Genomic DNA, 22,592 nt, shown 5'->3' with positions numbered 1-22,592 from the left:
GGATAGTTTCCAACCGGAAAAAACGGCCGACTATTCTACCCTTATTTTAGTCTGGTTATGACAGGTTTTAATAAAAAGAATGGCTTAGACGATTATTGCCAAAGATCCCAGACGGGTTTTACCCCTCGAGCCATGGAGCCAAAGGCACCCAGTTCCTGCCAGTGCTGGCCAGGCACGTGAAAATCACTGCCGCAGGATGCATGTAGCTTCATGTTGTTGGCAAGATTGGCCATATCCTTGGTGATGTTTGTCGCCTGCTTACCACTGATAATCTCCATAGCCTGGCCACCAACATCGATAAAGTCATCCAGCAAAACTCTTAACTTGGTCCGCGTCATTTTATATTTCGCCGGATGTGCCAACACGGCAACGCCTCCCGCGGTGCGAATCCACTCGGTAACATCGCCTATTTCCGGCCACACCTGTTTGATATCCCCAGGTTTACCCGCACCCAAATAGCGCTTGAACGCTTGGTTTATATTGGCTACCACACCCGCTTTCACCATATATTTAGCAAAATGCGGTCTCCCCAACACCTGCCCGGCTTGATTGCCCCCCTCTTCCTCAGCTATCGACATCGCACCTTGCAGGGCATTCTCAACCCCATTTTTCTCTAACTTCTCTGCAATTTTTTCCGCTCTCCACAGTCGAAGTCGTGCCTGATGGTCGACCGCGTGCAACATTGCATCACTGTGAATATCAATATTCAGACCAACGATATGTATACCCCGCCCTCCCCATTGACAGGAGAACTCAATTCCAGTGATTAAATGAATGCCTTCCCTCTCAGCCTGAGCCTGAGCCCGCTGAACTCCCGCTAGAGTATCGTGGTCTGTTAATGCTAGAGTGCGCACAGACTGCAATTTTGCTCTCGACACCAGCTCTTCAGGGCTTAAAATACCGTCAGAAAGGTTGCTGTGACAATGAAGATCGTAAATATCTGTCATGAAAACTACTTTAAAATTAACGTCTTAGCGTGAATATAGGTGGGCAAAGCGCTCGGTCAAAAGACGACTAAGATACCGAAAAGATGTACTGTAATGAAACAAGATAACGAAAAAAAAGAAAACTTATTACTGAATCTACTACTAAACATCGTGATTCCCACGGTCATTTTGACCAAATTCAGCGGCGAGAATTATCTCGGCGTAAAGATGGGAATTGTGGTTGCCCTGGCCTTCCCCATTGGTTATGGGGTAATGGATTTCTTCCGAGCCAAGAAGGTTAACTTCTTTTCCGCTCTCGGGGTAATCAGCATCCTTCTCACTGGCGGTATCAGTTTATTGGAACTGGACCCCAAATATATTGCGATTAAAGAGGCTGCTATTCCGGCTATTCTCGGTCTTGCAACCATCCTTTCTTTGAAAACCAAATATCCTTTGGTGAAAACACTTTTGTTTAACGACAAAATTATCCAGATTGACCGGGTAAACCAGGCACTGAAAGAACATCAAAACGAAACGGCATTTGGCCGAACGCTGGTCAATGCATCTTATTTAATTGCCACGTCTTTCTTTTTTTCCTCCTGCCTGAATTACATCCTGGCTAAAGTCATTATCGTCAGTCCTCCGGGTACGGAAGAATTTAATGCCGAGCTGGGAAAAATGACTGCGTTGAGTTATCCCGTCATTGCTATTCCATCCATGCTGATCTTAGTCGGTGCACTTTTCTACCTGTTTCGCAGTATCAAACGCCTAACTCAGCTACCCTTGGAACACGTTTTTATTGAACCCGAACCGAAAAAATAATGACAGGAATCCCCATGCTTTACGCCATTATCAGTCAAGACGTTGAAAACAGTTTGGAAAAAAGAAAATCCGCACGGGCAGACCATCTGGCCCGTTTGAATGAATTGAAGAACCAGGGCCGTTTAATTCTCGCCGGGCCGCACCCAGCTGTTGATTCCAATGAACCAGGGGAAGCCGGTTTTACCGGGAGCTTGGTCGTGGCGGAGTTTGATTCTTTAGATGCTGCGCAAACCTGGGCAGATGCAGACCCGTATATTGCAGCCGGGGTTTATGCCCAGGTCACGGTAAAACCGTTTAAATTGGTTCTTCCTTAATTTAATCATTACATTAGCATTTTACCCAGGTCAGTCATGTCAAAGTTTCTTATCACACTTATTGCATCCGGCTTAGTTTTACTAACATCAAATCTTCAAGCTCAGGATGGCGGCAACCAAAAGCGCTATGTTTCCGATATGCTCTATGTCCCATTGAGAAGTGGACAAGGTAACGAGTATCGGATTGTACATAAAGGCCTTAAAAGCGGAACCGAGATGACTCTGCTGGAAGTCAGTGCGGATCAGGAATGGTCGAGAGTCAGATTACAGAATGGAACAGAAGGTTGGATTCGCAACCAGTACATCATGGAAGAGGAGTCCTCACGTACTGCCCTCGCCAAAATGATTGCGCAAAATGCCGAGCTTAAACAAAAAAATAAGCAACTTACCCAAGCCAATAACGTGTTAACTCAAGCGAAGCAAGCGACAGATAAAGAGCTGAAGAAAACCAGCCAGCAGGGTGAAAGCCTGCAGGAAAAATACGAGAACTTAAAGAAACTCAGCGCAAACACCATTGACCTCGACAGACGCTACCAAGAGTTACTTGAGAAGCACCAGATAATGCAGGCAGAAAACGAAAGCCTCACCATTGAAAACGATAAGTTAAAAGACGACAAAAGTGCCGACTTCATGTTCTATGGTGCAGCCCTGTTAATTCTGGGGATGATACTGTCTTCATTACTGCCCATGCTAAAACCCAAAAGACGCTATTCTGACTGGGCCTAATATAAAATTCCCACACAATAAAATCGGATGAAAATTGAATGAAAGCGATAAAATCTGTGGCTTTACTGGCCGCTTTTAGCGTTATTTTTTCCTTTGCAATCAATGCATTTGCAGAGAAAAAATCCAACACTGTAGAAGTGATGCTAGAAACCGACCTCGGTACAATGAAGATTGAACTCTATGCAGACAAAGCACCAATCACCGTTGAAAATTTTCTAGAGTACGTCGATTCAGGCTTCTATAACGGCACAATTTTTCACCGTGTTATCCCGGATTTTATGGTTCAAGGTGGCGGACTGACCTATGACTTCGCCCGTAAGCAAACACGCGATAACATTAAAAACGAATCCAAAAACGGCTTAAAGAATAAAGTCGGCACTCTTTCTATGGCCAGGCTTAATGACCCGGATAGCGCCTCAGCTCAGTTCTTTATTAACGTAAAAGATAACCCCCATTTGGATGCCACCACGTTTGGACCCGGTTACACAGTATTCGGCAAGGTGGTTGAAGGTTATGAGGTAGTTAAAAAAATAGAAAAGGAACCACGCGGTCTTTATAACGCCTACCCGGAAGCCCCGAATTACCCGGTGCGTATCCTTAAGGCTTACCGAGTTAAACCCGTGAGTAATACAAACACGCCTAAAGCGCCAGCTGCAGTAAAGGTACAGTAAATCGATGGCAATCCAACTTAGCGTAAACCTGAACAAAATCGCGCTATTACGCAACTCCCGAGAAGGCGATTTTCCCAATGTTGAAACCTACGGCAAGTTAGCGCTTGATGCCGGAGCCAACGGGTTAACTGTCCACCCTCGCCCGGATCAACGGCATATACGACCAGAAGACACCCGATCACTGGCTGAGCTGGTAAAAGCATACCCGGGAACAGAGTTTAATATTGAAGGCAACCCCACTGCCCCCGCAAGCGGCAGTTACCCTGGGCTGATCGAGCTAGTCAGAGAAAGCCAACCAGATCAGTGTACCTTTGTACCAGATAGCGATGGTCAGAAAACATCGGATCATGGGTTTGACCTTAAAAAAGATGCCGAGTTAGTCGCCCCATTAATTCAGCAAGTGCAAAATCTGGGGGTACGGGTTTCTTTGTTTATGGACCCGGACCTAGAACAAATTCAACTGGCCAAGGACATAGGAGCAGACAGAATCGAGCTTTATACCGGCCCATTTGCCTGGGCTTTTGAGCAATCTGAAGCTGAAGGGCAAGCCGTATTCCAGGTTCATAGCGAAGCTGCCGCCTTTGCACAAAGCATCGGCCTGGGTATTAACGCAGGCCACGACCTGAACCTGGAAAATATGGTGCTTTATAAGAATTTGCCCGGTTTACAGGAGGTCTCCATCGGCCATGCCCTGACCGTTGATGCGCTAAATATGGGCTTTACCCCCGCAGTTCAGGCATACAAGAAGGTTTGCAGCTAGACTCAAAATAGAAGACAACTATTAGGAGGCTGGTGTCATGCAATCGATATTGATTAAAGATTTCATGGATAGCAACCCTCATGCCATCCATCAGGATACAAGCATCAGTGAAGCAGTAAAAATGCTTGTTACTCAACAAATTACCGGCGCACCGGTTATTGATGATAACAAGCATCTAGTGGGGTTTGTTTCTGAGCAGGACTGTATAAAAGAAATGCTCAATGACGCGTTCTATCATAACGAATCTCCGTCCGTTAAAAACGTGATGAGCACCAACGTTAAAACAGTCACACCTGGGACGTCACTGCTGCATGTAGCAGAAACCATGGCCAAATCGCCACCCAAAAACTACCCGGTAGTTGAGGAGAGCAAACTGGTTGGCGTGATATCAAGACGTCTGGTGTTGAAAGCACTCTGCGAAATCAGCTAACACACGGTATTAAGCCTGCAAGATAGCGATAGTTGGCAGCTCAAACCTATGGCTGCAATGCAGGCCCCCTTTTATTCCGGGCCCCAATAATAGCGGCCCGCACTCAAATATTTGGCTTAATTCCATAGCTCTGACATAATCCCGCCGCAAACAGTTTGGCCTTTATTGAACACTCCACACCTTAAAACCGGATATTTCATGCCCTCAGACTCCGATAAATATATCGAACGGAAGACGTTTTTTAATAAGTTATTGACCATCTATGGGCGAAAACCAGTACTAGAGGCGTTGCAGGATAAGGACTTATCAGCCTACAAACTGCACTTGGCAGATTCCAACAAACCGGCTTCCATTCTGTCCGATATTCTGGCACTGGCAGAACGTAAAGGTATTGAAATTCAATACCACGATAAAAAAGCACTGTCACGTATATCCAAAAACGGCAAGCAAGACCAGGGCATCGCCCTGGATATCCATATGCCCGGCTTTATGGATTATCGAGAGTGCCTGGAAAACCCTCCGGTCGCCGCCGAATTTATCGCTGTCGATTCAGTTACCAACCCTCAAAACCTGGGCATGATCATACGCTCTGTCTGCGCCTCATCGTTTGCAGGCCTGATTATCCCGGAGAAAGGGTGTGCCAAGCTCGACTCCCTGGTGATAAAAGCCAGTGCCGGCACGCTTTTCAAAACCCCGATTATCCGCTGCGATACCCTGGCCTCCTGCCTGACGGCTTTCCGGCAAAACGGGTTTGATGTGTTGAGCTTAATGGTAGATGCACCAACGCCATTACGAGAATGGCGCAATACTAAAGGAACGGTTTACGTACTGGGGAATGAAACTCAGGGCGTATCCGATGCCGTACAAAAACACTGTAACCATGCCGTAAGCATCCCCATGAATAACGGGGTTGAGTCTCTCAATGTCGCGGTTACGGCTAGTCTTATCTGTTTTCGTAACCAAGTCTGAGCCGGGTTATCTCGGCAAATACTGCTAAGTCGCTATTTTTTATCTTTTCTGGTCATAAGAAAAACACGCTCAAATTCAAATTTATTCTTTTGCTTGAGAATAAACAGCCTCCTTTAAGAATTTTTTAGCATTAACAGAAGAAAAGCATCTCAGCTTTCGAAATTTCGAACAGAAAAGACAAAAAAGATCAATATTTTGACGTTTTAATGCGTCTTTCGAACATTTGTCCTAAAACGCTCTTCTACAAAGAAAAATAAGATTTACCCGCCACAATTCGTGACATATATCACACTTTATATGCTTTAAAGCTTTATTCGAAATAAAAAATAGATTTTTTTATTCTTAAAAAACATCCAACTCCACACATTGACGGGTTGAAACAATGATTGATATTTTGAACACCTCTTTGCGAGACGGTCAAAAAACACACAAAATCATGAAGGGTTTGTGCTGTTTTTGATTAAACAACATATAAATACAACAGAGGGTAAAACCAATGTCCAACAAATTGACCCGCCCCGCTTTTCTTCTGGCAACTGCGCCGCTTTTATTCTTAACTAATAACGTTTTTGCTTACGACTGCTCCAACCTGCCAGAGTACGTAAGTGGCAGTACCTATTCCACTGGCGAAACTGTTCAAGCTAGTGGCAATGCATATACTTGCACTGTTGGAGGATGGTGTTCTTCCGGTGGTGCCTACGACCCCGGCACAGGCTGGGCATGGAGTTACGCCTGGACCGACGAGGGTGCCTGTACAACATCCAGCTCTTCTTCCAGTTCCAGCAGTTCATCTTCAAGCTCCAGTAGTTCATCTTCGAGCTCAAGTAGTTCCAGTTCCAGCAGCTCATCATCAAGCTCCAGCAGTTCCTCCAGCTCAAGCAGCAGCTCAAGTTCATCATCCAGCAGTTCTTCCGGCGGAACCGTTGATGGTCCAGCGCCGGCAAAACCCGCAATAGCCTGGATGGCCGACCCCAACTCCGTCACATTCTCAGTAAATTGGAATATGTGGTCTGGAGAGAATGGCAGCTCATGGAAACTGCTCGACAATGGCACCGTGATTCATGAGGCCAGCCTTACTGCAAATTCCCCCTCAGCACAGAGTGGCAACGCGACGGTGACGGTATCCACTGTCGGTAGTCATACGCTAATAGTCAGCCTCTGTAACGGCAGCGTTTGTACTGATTCAGACCCCAAAACGGTCAACGTCAGTGACCCGAATGTTGCGGCCTCTCCGTGGGATTACCTCGACAATGCCGACTGGTTAACCCGTAAAGCCAATGGTATGGGTGGCCTTAACCAGCCATATAACAACACCTCCGGCAAGATGGTTGGAGCCTACTTTGTTGAATGGGGCGTGTATGGTCGTGCGTTCTACCCCAAAAACATTCCTGTAGAAAACCTCACTCACATTTTCTACGGTTTCATTCCAGTTTGTGGTCCGAATGACTCACTTCAGGACTCCAACCCCTCAGGCTACGGCGTGCTTGTACAGCAATGTGAAGGTAAAGCCGATTACGAAGTAACGGTACACGACAAGTTTGCAGCATTGGAAAAAGGTGATATGGATGGGACCGGTCAATGGGATGACGAGGTAGCCGGTCTATTCGCTGAAATGTATCGCATAAAAATGACCTACCCGCACGTTAAGATCCTTCCTTCAGTTGGCGGCTGGACGCTATCAGACCCACTATTTGAGATCGGTGTGAACCCAACAGCTCGTGCAACCTTTATCGCATCCATCGTCGATTTTATTAAGAAATATGACTTCTTTGACGGTGTGGATATCGATTGGGAATTCCCTGGCGGTGGCGGCGCAAACCCACTACTGGGTACAGCTCAGGACGGTGATGGCTTCGCAACGCTCATGATCGAACTACGCGCAGCACTCGACGCTCTCGGTCAGGAAACAGGGCGTACCTATGAGTTGACCGCCGCCGTTAACGCAGGTGTTTCCAAAATCAGCAAAATCAACTGGGAGCAAGCTGCCCCGGCCATGGATTACATCAACTTGATGAGCTATGACTACTACGGTGCCTGGAATACGCAATATGGTCACCAAACTGGTATCTACGATACTAACGACCTGAGCACACCCACTGATGGCAACAACATTCACGACACCGTAACCCATCTACTAGGTCGCAACGTTGCCGCCAGTAAGATCGCAGTTGGTGTCGCCATGTACGGTCGAGGCTGGGAAGGTATTCAAGGTGGTGACGCTACCGGCCCATTTGATGGCACGGCAACAGGCGGTACAGCAATCAAAGGCACGGGTGCGCAAGGAATCTGGGAAGACGGCATCATCGACTATAAGAGTATTGAAGCCGATATGATGGGCGGTGCAGACGGAACTGGCGTAAACGGTTTCAGTGTCTTCTTTGACGACTCCGCCAAAGCCAGTTATGTCTGGAACCCCAGCACAGGCACCTTTATCACCATGGATACCAAAGCATCTGTAATAGAAAAAGGTACCTACGTGAATACGCATCAACTGGGCGGTGTGTTTGCCTGGGAGATTGATGCAGACAGCGGCACCATTCTCAATGCTATGCACCAAGGCTTGGGACACCCCCAACAATAATAATCCATAATATCCAAGCCTCCCCTAAGCTACGCCCCGTACACAGTGCGGGGCTTTTTCTTTTTCCTTGAACGATTTTCCCCAACGACGTCACAATGTCGCAAATAGCTCCGGCCAGAAAGGTGCCTTAAGAGAGATTAGTACCTCTTCCTCCCAAGTCATCTGGACGCTATTCTTCACTTCACGCGCCCCTAAATTTACCGCTTACAATCGCACCAATAAAAAAGAATATTCAGTCCACAATATGTCACATAACCACTCAAAGCCGCTGTCATTCCACAGTTTAAGTGTTAAGCTGAAATAGTCTTTTCTTCCCGGTGAGGCCTCTAACATGAATAGCGATAATATACTCACACAACTCTTTTTCTACGAAGAATCCAATGAACTGGTTGCCATTGAAAACTTACCACCTCTCAACGATACCGGCCTAACGCGTTACAACGATTGGATTGAAGGCAAGCGAACTTTTGCTTTAGAAGAAATATGTACTCAACACTGGATTAAAACCTGTTCTGCTGGCTACATTACTGAAGTCATTTTCCACCCCGATGGCAGCTTGGAAGAATTTACACTGTTCGAACGAAATAAAACCACTGGACAATGGTTTTTGGAAGAAGGCATTTTGCATTTAGAAATCAGAAAAAATGAATCGCTTTATAAAAGCGCGGTAATCGCCGATTGGAGTTCGCCTATACACACAGCCATTGAATACAAGGATGACGAACTACACAGTTATCTAAAAGTTATTCAAACACGTCCGCATTTAACCGACGACTAAGACTTACAAAAGCGCTGGAAATCGTAAAAAAAGCCACCTTAAAAAGGTGGCAGTTTCTTTTCTCTGAGCCAATCCAGAAATCCCTTTTCTTATCAGGCGTGCTCCCGACTCCATGCTTTATTATTTTTTATTTCCCTACGACTGGACTGAATGAGAAAATATTTTCAGCTGACCAATTTATGAAGTACGGCCGCCCTCCCTTGGCTTGTATCTCCTTCACGCGACCATTTAGCCCACTCCCTCGGACAAACAACCGCATTTGATTACTCCCAAATAGAACTCGTCAGACCTGAACCTTGGGAGCGATAAACCATACTTTAGATATAGGTGCGCTCACCTACCCCTCTCATACATTGATTACATGAGAACATCCAATCTGTTCCATTCACTTCCTGTGTTAGACAGTATATAAACGCCCTGTCTCAAATCATGAGACACTGAAAAAAGAACGGGGAAAATATGTAATACCAAAGACACTAACTTCGAATATCAATATATTCTGGATGTTTTTTAGCGGCTCTAAGAAGGATAAATGCAGGGAAAACGAAAGTGTGTTCTGAATATAGAACTACGTTATAAGATCTACCGAGTATGACCTTCCAAAATTTGAATGGCCTGTTTTAGCACAGGGCCGCTGCCGTCTAACCAATGAATGGTAATGCCGTTGCGCTCCATACGCCGAAACCATTTCTCCTGCTGCTTGGCAAATTGACAAATCGACGAGTTCAGCTTTTGATACATGTCGTTTTTATTTAACTCACCCTGTAGATAGCGAGCCACATAACGATATTCCAAACCGAAAAAATGCAGCTTTTGCCAACTCACGCCTTGTTTATACAGGTTATCCACTTCCTCAATCAAGCCACCATCAATCCGTTGTCTGAGACGCAAGGCAATCCGTTGTTGCAATTTTGGACGGGGCCAGCGAAGCCCTAACACAATAGGCGAAATCGTCTGTAATCGTTTATCGCAATCCATCTCTTCCATTTTCGTCTTGGCATAAGCAATTTCTATCGCTCGTAACGTCCGATCTCTATCCAATAAGTCCGTTGTGTTATGTAATGTCTGGTTTAATTGCGACAGATACTGCGCTAACTCGTTGTCGCTATAGGGTTGCAACCTTTCTCTTAAAGACGTGTTCCTAGGTACTTCAAGAAAATTGTAAGCCTTTAAAACAGAATCCAGATACAAACCTGTGCCACCAACAAGCAATGGCATTCGACCACGTTCCTGTATGCAGGTATAAGCATTAAGAAAATCTTTTTGAAACTCATAGACATTGTATTCGTCTTCGGGGTCAGCAATGTCTATCAGGTGGTAGGGAACGTCACCATACTCTTCCAGATCCTTTCCGCTGCCGATATCCATACCACGGTATACCTGCCGGGAATCCGCAGAGATAATTTCACCGTTCAAAAGTTGTGCGAGCAATACTCCCAAATGGGTTTTCCCACTGGCAGTAGCTCCGAGAAGGACGATAAGGTTATGTTTGAGCTGTTGCGTCATTTTTCGCCGAAAAAAGTTGCTTTGTATTTAGGGCCCGTTACGCGCAACAGCTATTCTGGCTTCGATTAAGCAAAAACGGTATGCTACAAATCAAATATAAAGTTTAATTTCTCTATTCAAATCGACCAATCCAGCATACGGGCTTATAACATCAAGGTACTAAACAGCCTCCCATGAAAAAACGCCTCACATGCAGTCACTGTCATCGACCTGTAGTTACCTGTATCTGTCGTCTGGTAAAAAAAATAACGAATCAAACCCAGTTGATTATTTGGCAACATCCATCGGAATATGGGCATCCGAAAGGCAGTGCACAATTACTCCACCTCTGCCTGCAAAACAGCGCAATATTTGTTGGCGAAAAGTTCTCGCCATTAGAACTCGGCATTGTTCCCGAACAATGCGCTTTGCTCTACCCCAACGAAAATAACGCAGTAGAACAACAAGAAACAAAATTACAGATCAGACAGTTGTTACTCATAGATGGAACCTGGAGGAAAAGCCGGAAAATTATTTACACTAACCCTTGGCTAACACAGCTCGCAAGAATCACCATACCGGCGGAAGAAAACGATTATCGAATACGTAAATCGGAGAGCAGCCAACAGCTTTCCAGTTTTGAAGCTGGGGCCATAGCCATTGACTTATTAGACGAAATGCAAAATTACAATATCACCCTCAAGCACGTTTTTGAGGAATTTGTGCAACAATGGGAGCATTTTTTACCTAAATAAATGCTCCCAAAATAGGAAGATTATTCTTCGTAGCCTTGGGGTAACGAATGCACAACACCTTTATGGCAGTCTATACAGGTTTCACCTTTTTTCAGTTTTCGTTCGAGTGTATGCCGCTTGCTCGCACTTCGATCCTGCATGTCTAAATTCATGGACTCCAAGGCATGGCAGTTTCTACATTCCCGTGAATCGGTTTCCACCATTTCATGCCAGACTCTTTCTGCCATCTCTAACTTTTTCGCTTCGAATTTTTCTGGGGTGGAAATTGTACCCATAATTTTGGCTGGAATTTCGGTAAAACCTTTTTTGATTTTTTTTACCACTTTAGGCCCCCAGGCATGAGGTAAATGGCAATCTGCACATTCGGCCCGGACACCGCTGGCATTTTTAAAATGCGTACTCTGCTGATACTCCTCGTAGACGTATTTTTCCATTTCGTGACATGAAATACAAAATTCCATACTGTTAGTTTCATGCAACACATAATTAAACGAACCAAGAAAAATAATTCCCAGAATGAACCCAGGAATTACGGCAAGAGGAATTCCCCAATACGCTCTTGCCAACCATTTCTTCCATTTGGATTGTTCTTCAGGCATGGCACTCACCCCCAATGGGATACGGTTTAGTTAGTTCAATTACTGTAGACTGCCGTAATAGTTCAGCAATGCTTCCACATCTTCCGCAGAAAGCTCTTTCATTTTGGGTTCCATTTTTTCAGGCATCGCCCGCTTACCGGAGAGATAATCATCAAACTGAAGCTTTAAGTACGGCATCCACTGTCCAGCAAGCATACCGGCGTCATCATCCGGGGAACTACCGCCATCTTCATGGCATTTTTCACATTTAGCCTGATGAAGTTTTTCACCCTTTGCAGCGAGGTCTGCTTTGGTTTCCTGCTTGGCAGGAACAAAATCTTTTTCCTCGTAATAGGCTGCAATGGCTTCAAAATCATCTTCAGAAAACCCCTGACTTTCCTGACACATCGTGGTTTTCTGGCCTTTTTTGCTTCCTTCAGGATACGTAATTTCTGGACATGGCCGCTCTTTACCTTGGTATAACGCCAGGGTTTCCGCCAGGTAATACGCCGAATAACCGCCAATTGTGGGAACATCCGGGTGAGAAGAAACACCGCCATCACCATGGCAGCTGTTACAGTTTTTAACGGCCTCATCAACACTTCCCGCCGAGGAAAACAACGCAATTGAAGTGCCACTTATAAATATCAAACACGTTAAAAAATGACTCAATCGACCAAACATGACCATACCCCATTCCCCTAGAATTGGTTGTTAACAAACATTCATAAGTATTGACCATTAAGTAGACAATTTCCTTTGCGGAATCAGTATATTTTTTGCTGTTTATGCTTTACCCACTCCTGTTTCTTGCCTATACCTTTACTTGATCCCTTATTTTATCTAACCGTTTTGCGTGAAAACGATGCTTAATCGTAGATATGGGTCGCATATATCGTCTCAACTGGCTAGCTAACTAACGGTCTGCCCATAAAAAAACAGGAGACAACTCCATGGCATTCACCACACTTCGCAGAGTCAACTCGGTGCTATTCCCTCTTTTTCTTGTGACGCTATTTGGCTGTAGCGGTGGCGATGACGGAGCTCAAGGGCCAGCTGGACCTCAGGGACCGGAAGGCCCTCCAGGGCAATCCGCTACAGGAACAGATGAAGCAGAAACCCTTGCAATTACTGTAACTGGTGTCGAAATCAATAGCGCACCGGTTATCAGCTTTACCGTTGAGAATGAAAAAGGCCAAGGCTTCAACGCCATTGGAGACTCCGATTTACGTTTTAACCTGTCCAAGCTAATTCCCTCAGCCAACGGAAACCCAAGCCAGTGGCAGAACTATATTGTTCGGGCAAGCTCTGGAGCAATGCAGGGTTCCCAGGAAAGAAATCGCACAGGCTACCCTTGGGGAACGCTGACTAATAACGGTGATGGCAGCTATGTGTATACATTCGGGACTGACGTAACTGCTGTAAGCTGTCCTGCGCCTTGTACCGATTTAGACGGTAATGCGTTGGATGTCAGCTATCAACCCAGCCTGACTCACCGATTAACCATCCAACAGGGAAACAGCGCAATACCACTGGTGAATGCGGTGCATGACTTTGTCCCCAGTGGTGGTGATGTGGTTCATACCCGGGAAATTACCAAAACAGAAAATTGTAATGAGTGCCACGACAAAATTACCGTCCATGGAACACGGTTTGAAATGCAGTTATGTGTAACCTGCCATAACCCCGGAACCTGGAATGCAGGAAGTGATTTAACCGTAGACCTTGGACCAATGGTCCATAAGATTCATATGGGTGAAGACCTTCCCAGTGTTCAAGCCGGCGGCAGCTATGTAGTTCGCGGCCACGACTTTTCCAATGTGGTCTTCCCTCAAGACATTCGCAACTGTACGAAATGTCACGATGGCAATGACACGGCAACTCCCGACGGCAACAACTGGATGACCCCCAATATCGCAGCCTGTGGTTCCTGTCATGACAATATCGATTTCTCACTTGACGGCGCAGTCGACCCCAACGGCCACTCCGGTGGTGTGGTAACAGATAACAGCGAATGCTCAACCTGTCACGCTGAAGGACGTATCGCGGGAAGCGTTGCAGACTCGCATATCATTCCTGACAAGGTTGCTCGGGATTACTTCCAATTCAATATTCTTGAAATATGCGGTACCGCAGTGGATCAAAACCCGGTTTGTGCTCCCGGCGCTAACCCAACGATGAAGTTTTCCGTTACTGACCCAAGTGGAGCAACAGACCACGCATACGGTAATGCTTACAATATTCGCTCAACCAGTACAGATGGAGAGTTCAACGCTAGCGGCGCATCATTGAACATGCTGGTCAGCTGGAGTACTTCAGATTACACCAATGCAGGTGGTTCCGGTTCACGACCTTCTCGTGCAGACTCGGTTAACCTCAGAACATCTGCAGCGGTAACCGACAATATGGACGGTACCTTCTTTGTCGATGGCGCTCTGGCCTCACTCACCATCCCTGCCGGTGCTACAGGTTCCGGCGCGGTTGCCCTCGAAGGTCACCCTGCTGCCGAAGATGAGTCCGGTGCCTTTAGTATCCGCGTTCCGGTGAACAGTGAGGTGGACTATTTTGCCATCACAGATACAGAGCCCATGCCCAGACGGCAAGTGGTTGATGTCCCAACCAAATGTGACCGCTGCCATGACATCTTAAATATTCACGGTAGTAACCGAAATAATAACGGACAGCTGTGTGTGATGTGCCATAACCCAAGTGGCACGGATGTCAGCAGACGGCCTAAAGATGGGGTAACCGGCTTACCTGACGCAATGGCGACTGTAGATGGTAAAAAAGAAGAAACCATCGACTTTAAAGTACTCATTCACGGTATTCACGCCGCGGCTGAAAGTAATTATGACGGCACACAAGCGCATGGCTTCCGCGAAAAAGGTCTGGTGGTTTATGGCTATGGCGGCAGTGCGAACGACTACAGCCATGTTCGCTTCCCTGGCGTACTGTCCAAGTGTGAAACCTGCCACTTGCCGGACACCTACACCCTGGATGATCGCTCAGAAGACGGTGGTGGCAACTGGATGCTTCCTTCCATAAGCGGTATCCACGGCAGCACGGTTGATTCCTCACCGCTGGCCGCACCTGACGGTTCCGACTTTAGTGCTCAACTGACTGATCAGACAGACGACTGGAAATATTCACCAACAGTATCCGTTTGTTCATCCTGTCACGATGGCCAATTAGCGGAACAACATATGGCCACGAATAACGGTATTTTCGGTGGGACCGGTTCCAACCAAGCGGCGCAAGAAGGAAATGTGGAAGCTTGCGCAGTGTGTCATGGGCCAGGAAAACTCGCCGACGTTAAATTTGTGCATGACCAAGCATTTGCCGAGTTCCTTGGGGAATTCATCCCCGACTAGTAGCTAGTAGCCCCTTGTCTGCTAACACAAATTAGCAGGTAAGGGGCTCTTCTCGGCCGGACACAATAATTTCTTACCAGAAGCTGCGCATATTACTTTTGGTAAACAATGTAAGATCATTAGAAGGAAGCCACTGTGCGGCACGTAACCCTATCGCTAATTGTCTTTTCGCTTATACCTATCAGTTTATTTTCCCTTAATGCCCTGTCTGCGGAAGAAAAACGAGTTGAGCTACCCGCCGCCGCTATGCAATCAGTAAGTGAAATCGAATACACCCGAAAAGGGGCCGACACTTGTATCAAGTGTCATGATCAAGACTCTGAATTCCCGGTTTTTGATATTTTCAAAACCAAGCACGCCAATATCGGCGACTCACGCACACCTTTTTCCGGCTTACAATGTGAAGCCTGCCATGGGCCTGGTGTAAAAGGTATCAAGTTCATGGAGGAAGCCCTCGAAGCCGGTAGTCACGTTGGACGAGTAAAACCCGGAGAAAAGCGTCCACCAATTATGAACTTCGGCCCCAAATCGAATGAATCCGTGGAAGCACAAAATACCATGTGCCTGGAATGCCACTCAGACGATAAACATATTCAGTGGCAAGGCAGTCCGCACCAATTGGGTGAAGTCGCCTGTGCTGACTGTCACCGTGTACATACAGAACACGACCCCGCGCTGACCAAAAGTACACAAAACCAGGTTTGCTTTAACTGTCATAAAAAAGAACGCGCGGACTTTTTTAAATACTCCAATCACCCAGTGCGCTTCGGAGAAATGGGATGCAGCGATTGTCATTCCAGTCACAGCTCAAACAACAGTGGCTCGCTGGTTCATGCCACCATCAATGACACGTGTTACTCCTGCCACGCAGAAAAACGCGGTCCGTTTATTTGGGAACATGCGCCCGCAGCAGAAGATTGCAGTTTGTGCCATAAACCTCACGGCTCATCACACCCCGCTCTACTAACAAAGCGCGCTCCGATGATATGTCGTGATTGTCACTCACAAGATGGTCACCCTAGTCTTTCCGATACCCCTGATGGTTTGTCAAATAGCAACCCATCTGCAATGTTACTCGGTAATAGCTGTACCAACTGTCATTCACAAGTACACGGATCGAATCATCCATCCGGGGTCAAAATGATGCGCTAACAGAAAAGGTCTTTTATGAGCAAAATTCTTTATAGATCGCTTACATTTGGCTTTTTAACAATGAGCTTTCAAAGCTCGTTTGTTTTTGCCGATACCAGCGCACCCCGTTTTCCAGAAGGCTTGGATGTTTCAAAATGGCAATGCAAATATTGCGTTTTCCCCAAAGGGCTGGAAGGTGAAATTGAGCTCGGCGTTGGTATTCCATCAGATTCCTCCTATAAATTTGGCGAATACAATGGTCTGGAGGAAGACGACCCCTACGCTGTATTTAATGCCTCTCTCAGTTACCGGGGAGATAACGCACTTTTCTATAACCTCACCATTCAGGATCTGGGTTTAGAAACACGGGAATTAACACTGGAGACGGGTAAGCAAGGTAAGTATGAGCTTAGCTTCGCCTACGACAAATTAACCCATCATCTCAGCGATGCGGCGACACCATTCGCGTTTAGCGACAGCAGTCATCTGGTTTTGCCAACAGATTGGACTGCAATTGCTACAACTCAGGAAATGGATGAAGAGTTGTCCTCGGTAGAAATTAAAACTGAACGGGAGCAAATAAAAGTCAGCGCTTTATTTATTCCGGCCCGTAGTTGGGAAACATACTTAAATGTGAAACACGAGATCAAAGAAGGAAATAAACTCACCGGAGGGGCATTTTATTTTAATTCCGCCCAGCTTATTGAACCCATTGATTACGTTACAGATGAAATAGAACTAGCTGCAACTTACACCCTAAAAAAATGGCAATCGCGCATTGCTTATTATGGTTCCAAATTTACTAACAATACCAATGGATTGAATTGGCAAAACCCTTTTCACCCCATAGTCGACGGTGCCGACATGGGGCAACTGGCATTACCCCAGGACAACCAGGCTCACCACTTCTCCGCGGTCACTGGCTACCAATGGGGCAAAACCCGCTTGGACGGAAGTTTATCTGTCGGCCAGTTATCACAGGATGCGACCGATATTGCTGCAACACTGAACTCCGAAATTGACCCGTTAACCAATACAGCAAACATCAGCACCAAAGCGAACACTCTAAACGGGCATTTTCGCGTAAATTCGGTAATCAATCGCAAGTTTCAACTGAAAGCCAGTTACCGCCAGAATGAAAGGAAAAATAAAACAGAAAGCCACACTTACGCCTGGGTGAGCAGCGATAGCTTTGTGAATGCTCCAAGAAGGAATTTACCCTACTCCTTTAAAACCCAACTAAGTGATATCGAAGGTATCTATCGTGTCACATCAAAAATAAAACTTCGAGGCGGATATAATCATGAAGAGAAACAACGATCTAACCAAGAGGTAGAAAAATCTGTTGAACAATCATACTGGGCTAAACTTCGTTTTCGTTTAAGCAATATTGCTGACTTACAAGTAAAAACGGTGCAAAGTGAACGAGATAGCGAAAACTATTCCATCGTGTCCGATATCACACCAGAACAGAATCCATTATTAAGAAAATACAACCTGGCAGACAGAGATAGAAGCTTAAATAAGGTGTCCGCCAATTTTTTTATCAATGAACGAATTACCATTGACCTTTCCTATCAAGACATAGAAAACGAATATTCCAACTCATTGATTGGATTAACTGAAAGCGACGAACAAAGTTACGGCATAGATTTTTCTATGCTGGTCACCGATTCCCTACACCTGCATACATACGTAAATCAGGAAACCATTGAATCGGATCAAGCCGGCAGCCACGACTTTTCCCTACCAAACTGGTTCTTAACCAATGAAGACACCATTGATACCTACGGTGCAAATATCGAATATCGATTTTGGGATGAAAAAGTAAAACTGAATCTCAACTACTACGAAAGTCATTCTGTGGGAAAAACATTGATTGACGTGTACACAGGTACGGAAAACTTTCCCGAATTTTCGACAGACTTATCGTCTCTGACGCTTTCTCTGGATTATAAACTGAGTGACTCAATGTCAGTGAAATTGAAGTACCTGTATGAAGAGCTGGAAGCAGAGGATTGGACTCGGGATAATTTAACACCGGACACACTTAACAACGTTCTCAGTGCAGGCTATGTATCGCCAGATTATGATTTGTCAGTCACCGCAATATCATTTAGCTATCGTTTTTAGTCCATGCCACCCGCATAAGGTGGCGTGGTAACACTAATCCACCGCAAGAGGTTTAACAAACCCCAAGTCTGCCTTAACCTGGTTGCTGCCCTGCGATTTCGCCGCAGCAAGCGCATTGTCTGCTCGACGAATAAAATCACCGATAGATTCTTCAGGGTTCATTTCGGCTACACCAATAGTGCAACTCACTTTTATCCCCAAGGGCCACTGATGGGTTTCAGTTGCCACACGGATTTTCTCAGCCACGATAATCGCTGACTGTACCGATGTTCCTTCACAGAGTAATAAAAATTCGTCATCCCCCCAACGGCAAAAAATATCCGAGTCACGGGTTTTCTCTTCAATTAGCGCGCAAAACTGTATCAGAAACTCATTGCCGATATTCGACCCGTAGCGTTCGCATATAACGTAATAATTGTCGATGTCGATAAATAACAATGATAGTGCTGAGCGTTTAAGTTTGACCAAATCAGTTTGAACATGCAGATGTCCGCGCAATCCAAGCCGGTTATACACACCAGTTAATGTATCTCGAGTTGCCAGAGTCTCCAATTCTTTGCGTTCAATTTCCAGTGCCGCATTGATTTCCACCAGAGCTTTCTTTTGCATTCGCATTCGGGTGACAGCCTTCCTGGCAGAAGTAAAACTAAAGATCAGATATAGGGCAGCAGATGCAACCCACAACATAATAATCAAAAGCTGCAATTGAGCGTAGCTTATCCATTTGCCCATAAACCGCATTGAACGAAAATACAGTTTATGCTCAATCTCTTGTTCTGCTTCATTTAAACCAAAAGCAAAAGCCACCACATTTTTAAAATCAGAGCGAATTTTATCGGGTGGAACCTGAAATTCATTTACCCACCACATGGCAACCTGAAATTTTTCTAAGGTAGCAACAAAGGGATTTCCTTCGATTTTTGGATTGTAATGTAGTTCGTGCACACGAAAAGTTCGGACATCATCGGGGTTAGAATAATCATCATCAAAGGTATGAATGAAAATTCGAATCGGATTCTCGGCCTTGGACGTAGCCAAATTAATTTCGAAGCGATCGTAGCCGGTTAAATCAAAGCTTATTCTTCCTGGCCCAGGGCCCAACATAAACCCGCAATAGGGAAAGGCATAGGTTTTACTGTACTGACAGGTAAGCACCAACTCATTACCTTGCCGAATAATCGAACCGGAACTACCACCACCTTGTTCATTGTCTGCATAAACCCATTTTTTGAGTGGCGTATCGGCATCAATAACAATAACCTTATTCATGCCGTACTCGTGCCACACCAGTAATCCGGCAGTAACTAACACCAAGCCTAACACCCATAGTTTTAATGGCTTCAGATGAGTGGTCATCATTATTGTGAGTTCTCGTAGAATTCTTATCCCAATTTAATAGAGCTATCTCTTTTTTCTTCTAAATCCGCTACAACCTTGTTTCGCCCTGCTTCTTTTGCTTTATACAGGGAAACATCTGCCCGACGAATAAAGCTGCCGATTGATTCATCCGGATCCATTTCCGCCACACCGAAACTGCAGGTTACCTTGACGCCTGGAGGCCATTGATAATCACTTATCACCGTGCGCAGCTTTTCAGCGATGGCAACCGCTTCTGCAAGGGCTGTGTTGTCACACATAAGCAAAAACTCATCTCCTCCCCATCGACAAAAGACATCCTGAGTTCGGGTATTCGCTTCAACCAGACCGGCAAACGATTTAAGGACCTGATCACCAATGGCATGCCCGTGGTCATCATTAATATCTTTGTAATTATCTAAATCGATAAATATGACTGACAAATCAGATTTACGCTGTTTTACCAGTGCAGACTGAGAATGCAGATGTCCCCGTAAACCAAACCGGTTGTATACGCCGGTTAACGAGTCCCGCGTGGCTAGAGTCTCTAATTCTCTTCGCTCCAACTCCAACGCGGAATTGATCTCCTCCAGTTCTTCTTTTTCAGCTTTAACCGCATCAATTGCTCGCTGCGTGGATATAAAGGAAACAAAAAGATAAACCAGCGCTGAAAAAATCCAGGTACCGATAATAATCGACTGTAACGAGCTTCGACTAATCCATTTCCCGCGGAAAGTAATCGATTTAAAACGTAACTCATGCAGCTTTTCATCAGCGTTTTGACTAAAGCCAAAACCAAAATTCACCACATTAGTCAATTCACGCTCAACGAGTGCAGGAGGAATACTGAACTCATTCACCCACCAGATAGCAACCTGGAATTTATCTAACTCGGTAACAAACGGCATAACTTCTTTATTGGGGTCAAAGTGCAGCTCGTTAACTTTTAGCGTTCTGAAATTTCTCGGATCGGCGTAATCGGGATTGTAATTGCGAAGGAATATACGAACGGCGTTGGCTTTGGGCGAGGCGACTAAATCCAGCTCTAATGTCTGATAACCGGAAAGATCATACCCTTCCGTTAATGGATCTGGGCCTGGCCCCAGATTAAAACCACAAAATGGCCAGCGATAACTGCGACTGAACTCGCACCGCAATACATATTCGTCGCCCTCTTTTGCTACGCTGGCAACACTCATGCCACCAGACTCACGGTCATCGTAGCTCCATAAACGTAGTTTGGAATGCGCATCAATGCGCAACTCACGGTTCATTCCAAACTCGTTCCAGACCAGCAATACGCAGCTGACCAATATCAGCATAGCCATCCATATTTTTGTGACTTTTTGCAACACGAGTATTGATTCCTAACCTATTCGCATATTTAGAAACGACCATTTTAGCTATGTCATGGAGAGATACTTAATAAACTATTAAGTAGGACGTATCAGCATTTTAGCTCGATATGGCATAAAGCGCACAACAAAGCAGCAATGAATCTATGGTTAACACACTTATTATTGACTCAATAGGCCGTAGATTGGTACAGATTTTATCCGATTTACGCTTATTTCTGTTCAACAGCCCATAAACTGCGGCTAAACATAAAAATGACAAACAGAATACCACTCGATAGGGCCATGCCCTTGAGTATTTGCTGCAAGGAATAAAAGTTAAGGATATGGCCTGTAGCTAGCGCCCCCAATGGAGCCAGACCAAACAACACAAATTGATAGATCGACATCATCTTTCCCCTCAATTTGTGGCTGACTTTAACCTGCAGAACCAGACGACAGTGGGTAGCAGAGGATCCGGCGACCCATCCCCAGAAAAGAATTAATGTATACAAGCCAATGAGTGTTGGCTCTTGGGCCAAAGCAAAACCCACCACAGCGGAATAAAGTAAACAAAACAACGCCCCCTGCCCCGGAAATTGTATCTTGGAGCGCAGCACAAAGCCCCATTGAGCTGCCACCATTCCTATCACAAAAGAAAGTTGTAATAACCCGTACTGAACGGACGTAAAGCCATACACATCCCTGGCGATAATAGGTAGAACAACAAGAAACACACCCATGTGCATGTAGCCGTTGAAAGCAATCAACACCAACAATTGGGTTAACGCTTTGTCCGCCCTGTATGCTTTTATCGCAATGCGAATATCCGGAATAATTCCGCGCGCCTTATCTCTATGGAAATCCATCTCAAAACGCATAGACAGCACCATAAATACCGCAGCCAACGCAGCAAATACCTGAGCAGCGACAATGTAATACAAACCAAAATGATCAGAAAAAGACGCAAGAACAATGCCGGCACTTTGCGACGAGAACTGAATGATACTGGCGCCCGAAATGCGCCGTTGCAGCTCTCCTTTGGGAAACAGAGCAATAAGCTTTTCTCTTACCGGTTGAACAAAGGCATTGCCGATACCGGCAACCACGGCGTAGCACAGTAATCCCCAAAAGTGCAGTTTATTGAAATACACAACAAGCCCCAGCCCCAAATAAGCAATGGCCAGTATCGAGTATGCGGTCATTAATATTTTTTTGGGTGAATAACGATCAGCGAAAACGCCGGCAACTAATATGGCAAAGACACTGGGGATTAAAGCCGCAGCCTGAACCCAGGCGAGAGCGGAAGGAGAAAGGTGCAAATATGCGACAGATATCCAAGCGATAAGAACCGTATGTATTCCAAGTGCAAATGACGCGCCGCCATGAGCAGACAAAAATAAACTGAGTTGTCGCATCTAAATCTCTAGGCTAAAAAAACCACTTCTGAATGGAAGGATACTAGCTAAAAC

At 45.6% G+C, this 22,592-nt stretch carries 20 protein-coding genes; 13 read left to right on the top strand and 7 right to left on the bottom strand.

The window, feature by feature from the left end:
- Positions 1 to 92 precede the first annotated feature (92 nt).
- The gene (locus tag P5V12_RS07475) at positions 93 to 947 is read right to left on the bottom strand and encodes a PHP domain-containing protein (protein WP_316956727.1); all 855 of its coding nucleotides are present in this window, start codon (positions 945 to 947) and stop codon (positions 93 to 95) included.
- Positions 948 to 1,040: 93 nt separating this feature from the next.
- On the opposite strand from P5V12_RS07475, the gene P5V12_RS07470 reads away from it, so the two are divergent.
- The 9 genes from P5V12_RS07470 (at position 1,041) to P5V12_RS07430 (ending at position 8,977) form a co-directional block, all read left to right on the top strand.
- Positions 1,041 to 1,748, top strand: a complete 708-nt coding sequence (locus tag P5V12_RS07470) for a VC0807 family protein (RefSeq protein ID WP_316956726.1) — start codon at positions 1,041 to 1,043, stop codon at positions 1,746 to 1,748.
- Positions 1,749 to 1,762: 14 nt separating this feature from the next.
- A complete protein-coding gene (locus tag P5V12_RS07465; protein ID WP_316957411.1) occupies positions 1,763 to 2,062 on the top strand; it encodes a YciI family protein in 300 nt (99 codons plus the stop codon).
- Positions 2,063 to 2,098: 36 nt separating this feature from the next.
- Positions 2,099 to 2,788, top strand: coding sequence for a TIGR04211 family SH3 domain-containing protein (locus P5V12_RS07460; protein ID WP_316956725.1), 690 nt, complete (start codon positions 2,099 to 2,101; stop codon positions 2,786 to 2,788).
- 38 nt (positions 2,789 to 2,826) lie between these two features.
- Positions 2,827 to 3,459, top strand: a complete 633-nt coding sequence (locus P5V12_RS07455) for a peptidylprolyl isomerase (protein WP_316956724.1) — start codon at positions 2,827 to 2,829, stop codon at positions 3,457 to 3,459.
- 4 nt (positions 3,460 to 3,463) lie between these two features.
- Positions 3,464 to 4,219: a pyridoxine 5'-phosphate synthase gene (locus P5V12_RS07450; RefSeq protein ID WP_316956723.1), complete on the top strand. Its 756-nt coding sequence runs from the start codon at positions 3,464 to 3,466 to the stop codon at positions 4,217 to 4,219.
- A gap of 37 nt (positions 4,220 to 4,256) precedes the next feature.
- Entirely contained in the window at positions 4,257 to 4,649 is a 393-nt protein-coding gene (locus tag P5V12_RS07445) for a CBS domain-containing protein (RefSeq protein WP_316956722.1), read from the top strand.
- Positions 4,650 to 4,847: 198 nt separating this feature from the next.
- On the top strand, positions 4,848 to 5,618 hold the full coding sequence (locus P5V12_RS07440) for an RNA methyltransferase (protein WP_316956721.1): 771 nt from the start codon (positions 4,848 to 4,850) through the stop codon (positions 5,616 to 5,618).
- A 496-nt stretch (positions 5,619 to 6,114) separates the two neighbouring features.
- Complete coding sequence (locus P5V12_RS07435) at positions 6,115 to 8,199, top strand: glycosyl hydrolase family 18 protein (RefSeq protein WP_316956720.1); 2,085 nt, start codon at positions 6,115 to 6,117, stop codon at positions 8,197 to 8,199.
- 331 nt (positions 8,200 to 8,530) lie between these two features.
- Positions 8,531 to 8,977 (top strand): hypothetical protein, encoded by a 447-nt coding sequence (locus P5V12_RS07430; RefSeq protein WP_316956719.1) that lies wholly within the window; start codon positions 8,531 to 8,533, stop codon positions 8,975 to 8,977.
- 582 nt (positions 8,978 to 9,559) lie between these two features.
- Here P5V12_RS07430 and miaA read toward each other — a convergent pair.
- Complete coding sequence (gene miaA, locus P5V12_RS07425) at positions 9,560 to 10,483, bottom strand: tRNA (adenosine(37)-N6)-dimethylallyltransferase MiaA (protein ID WP_316956718.1); 924 nt, start codon at positions 10,481 to 10,483, stop codon at positions 9,560 to 9,562.
- Between the two features lie 173 nt (positions 10,484 to 10,656).
- On the opposite strand from miaA, the gene P5V12_RS07420 reads away from it, so the two are divergent.
- Positions 10,657 to 11,217, top strand: a complete 561-nt coding sequence (locus P5V12_RS07420; protein ID WP_316956717.1) for a tRNA-uridine aminocarboxypropyltransferase — start codon at positions 10,657 to 10,659, stop codon at positions 11,215 to 11,217.
- A 20-nt stretch (positions 11,218 to 11,237) separates the two neighbouring features.
- On the opposite strand, the gene P5V12_RS07415 is transcribed toward P5V12_RS07420, so the two are convergent.
- Complete coding sequence (locus P5V12_RS07415; protein ID WP_316956716.1) at positions 11,238 to 11,816, bottom strand: NapC/NirT family cytochrome c; 579 nt, start codon at positions 11,814 to 11,816, stop codon at positions 11,238 to 11,240.
- Between the two features lie 39 nt (positions 11,817 to 11,855).
- Positions 11,856 to 12,479 carry a c-type cytochrome gene (locus P5V12_RS07410; protein ID WP_316956715.1) on the bottom strand — a complete coding sequence of 208 codons (624 nt, stop codon included), beginning with the start codon at positions 12,477 to 12,479 and terminating at the stop codon, positions 11,856 to 11,858.
- A 269-nt stretch (positions 12,480 to 12,748) separates the two neighbouring features.
- Between P5V12_RS07410 and P5V12_RS07405 the strand changes: the two genes are divergently transcribed.
- From P5V12_RS07405 to P5V12_RS07395, 3 genes are all read left to right on the top strand, one after another.
- Positions 12,749 to 15,166, top strand: coding sequence for an OmcA/MtrC family decaheme c-type cytochrome (locus P5V12_RS07405; RefSeq protein WP_316956714.1), 2,418 nt, complete (start codon positions 12,749 to 12,751; stop codon positions 15,164 to 15,166).
- 135 nt (positions 15,167 to 15,301) lie between these two features.
- The gene (locus tag P5V12_RS07400) at positions 15,302 to 16,318 is read left to right on the top strand and encodes a DmsE family decaheme c-type cytochrome (RefSeq protein ID WP_316956713.1); all 1,017 of its coding nucleotides are present in this window, start codon (positions 15,302 to 15,304) and stop codon (positions 16,316 to 16,318) included.
- Between the two features lie 60 nt (positions 16,319 to 16,378).
- Positions 16,379 to 18,430, top strand: coding sequence for an MtrB/PioB family decaheme-associated outer membrane protein (locus P5V12_RS07395; protein ID WP_316956712.1), 2,052 nt, complete (start codon positions 16,379 to 16,381; stop codon positions 18,428 to 18,430).
- A 33-nt stretch (positions 18,431 to 18,463) separates the two neighbouring features.
- Here the strand turns inward: P5V12_RS07395 and P5V12_RS07390 are convergent, their stop codons facing one another.
- The 3 genes from P5V12_RS07390 to P5V12_RS07380 form a co-directional block, all read right to left on the bottom strand.
- A complete protein-coding gene (locus tag P5V12_RS07390) occupies positions 18,464 to 19,789 on the bottom strand; it encodes a GGDEF domain-containing protein (protein WP_316956711.1) in 1,326 nt (441 codons plus the stop codon).
- A gap of 23 nt (positions 19,790 to 19,812) precedes the next feature.
- A complete protein-coding gene (locus P5V12_RS07385) occupies positions 19,813 to 21,141 on the bottom strand; it encodes a GGDEF domain-containing protein (protein ID WP_316956710.1) in 1,329 nt (442 codons plus the stop codon).
- A gap of 212 nt (positions 21,142 to 21,353) precedes the next feature.
- Positions 21,354 to 22,538, bottom strand: a complete 1,185-nt coding sequence (locus P5V12_RS07380) for an MFS transporter (RefSeq protein WP_316956709.1) — start codon at positions 22,536 to 22,538, stop codon at positions 21,354 to 21,356.
- Positions 22,539 to 22,592 lie beyond the last annotated feature (54 nt).

The organism is Teredinibacter sp. KSP-S5-2 (assembly GCF_032773895.1).
Lineage (GTDB): Bacteria > Pseudomonadota > Gammaproteobacteria > Pseudomonadales > Cellvibrionaceae.
The sequence above is the reverse complement of the archived record's forward strand: the minus strand, read 5'-3'. Positions and strand labels throughout refer to the sequence as shown.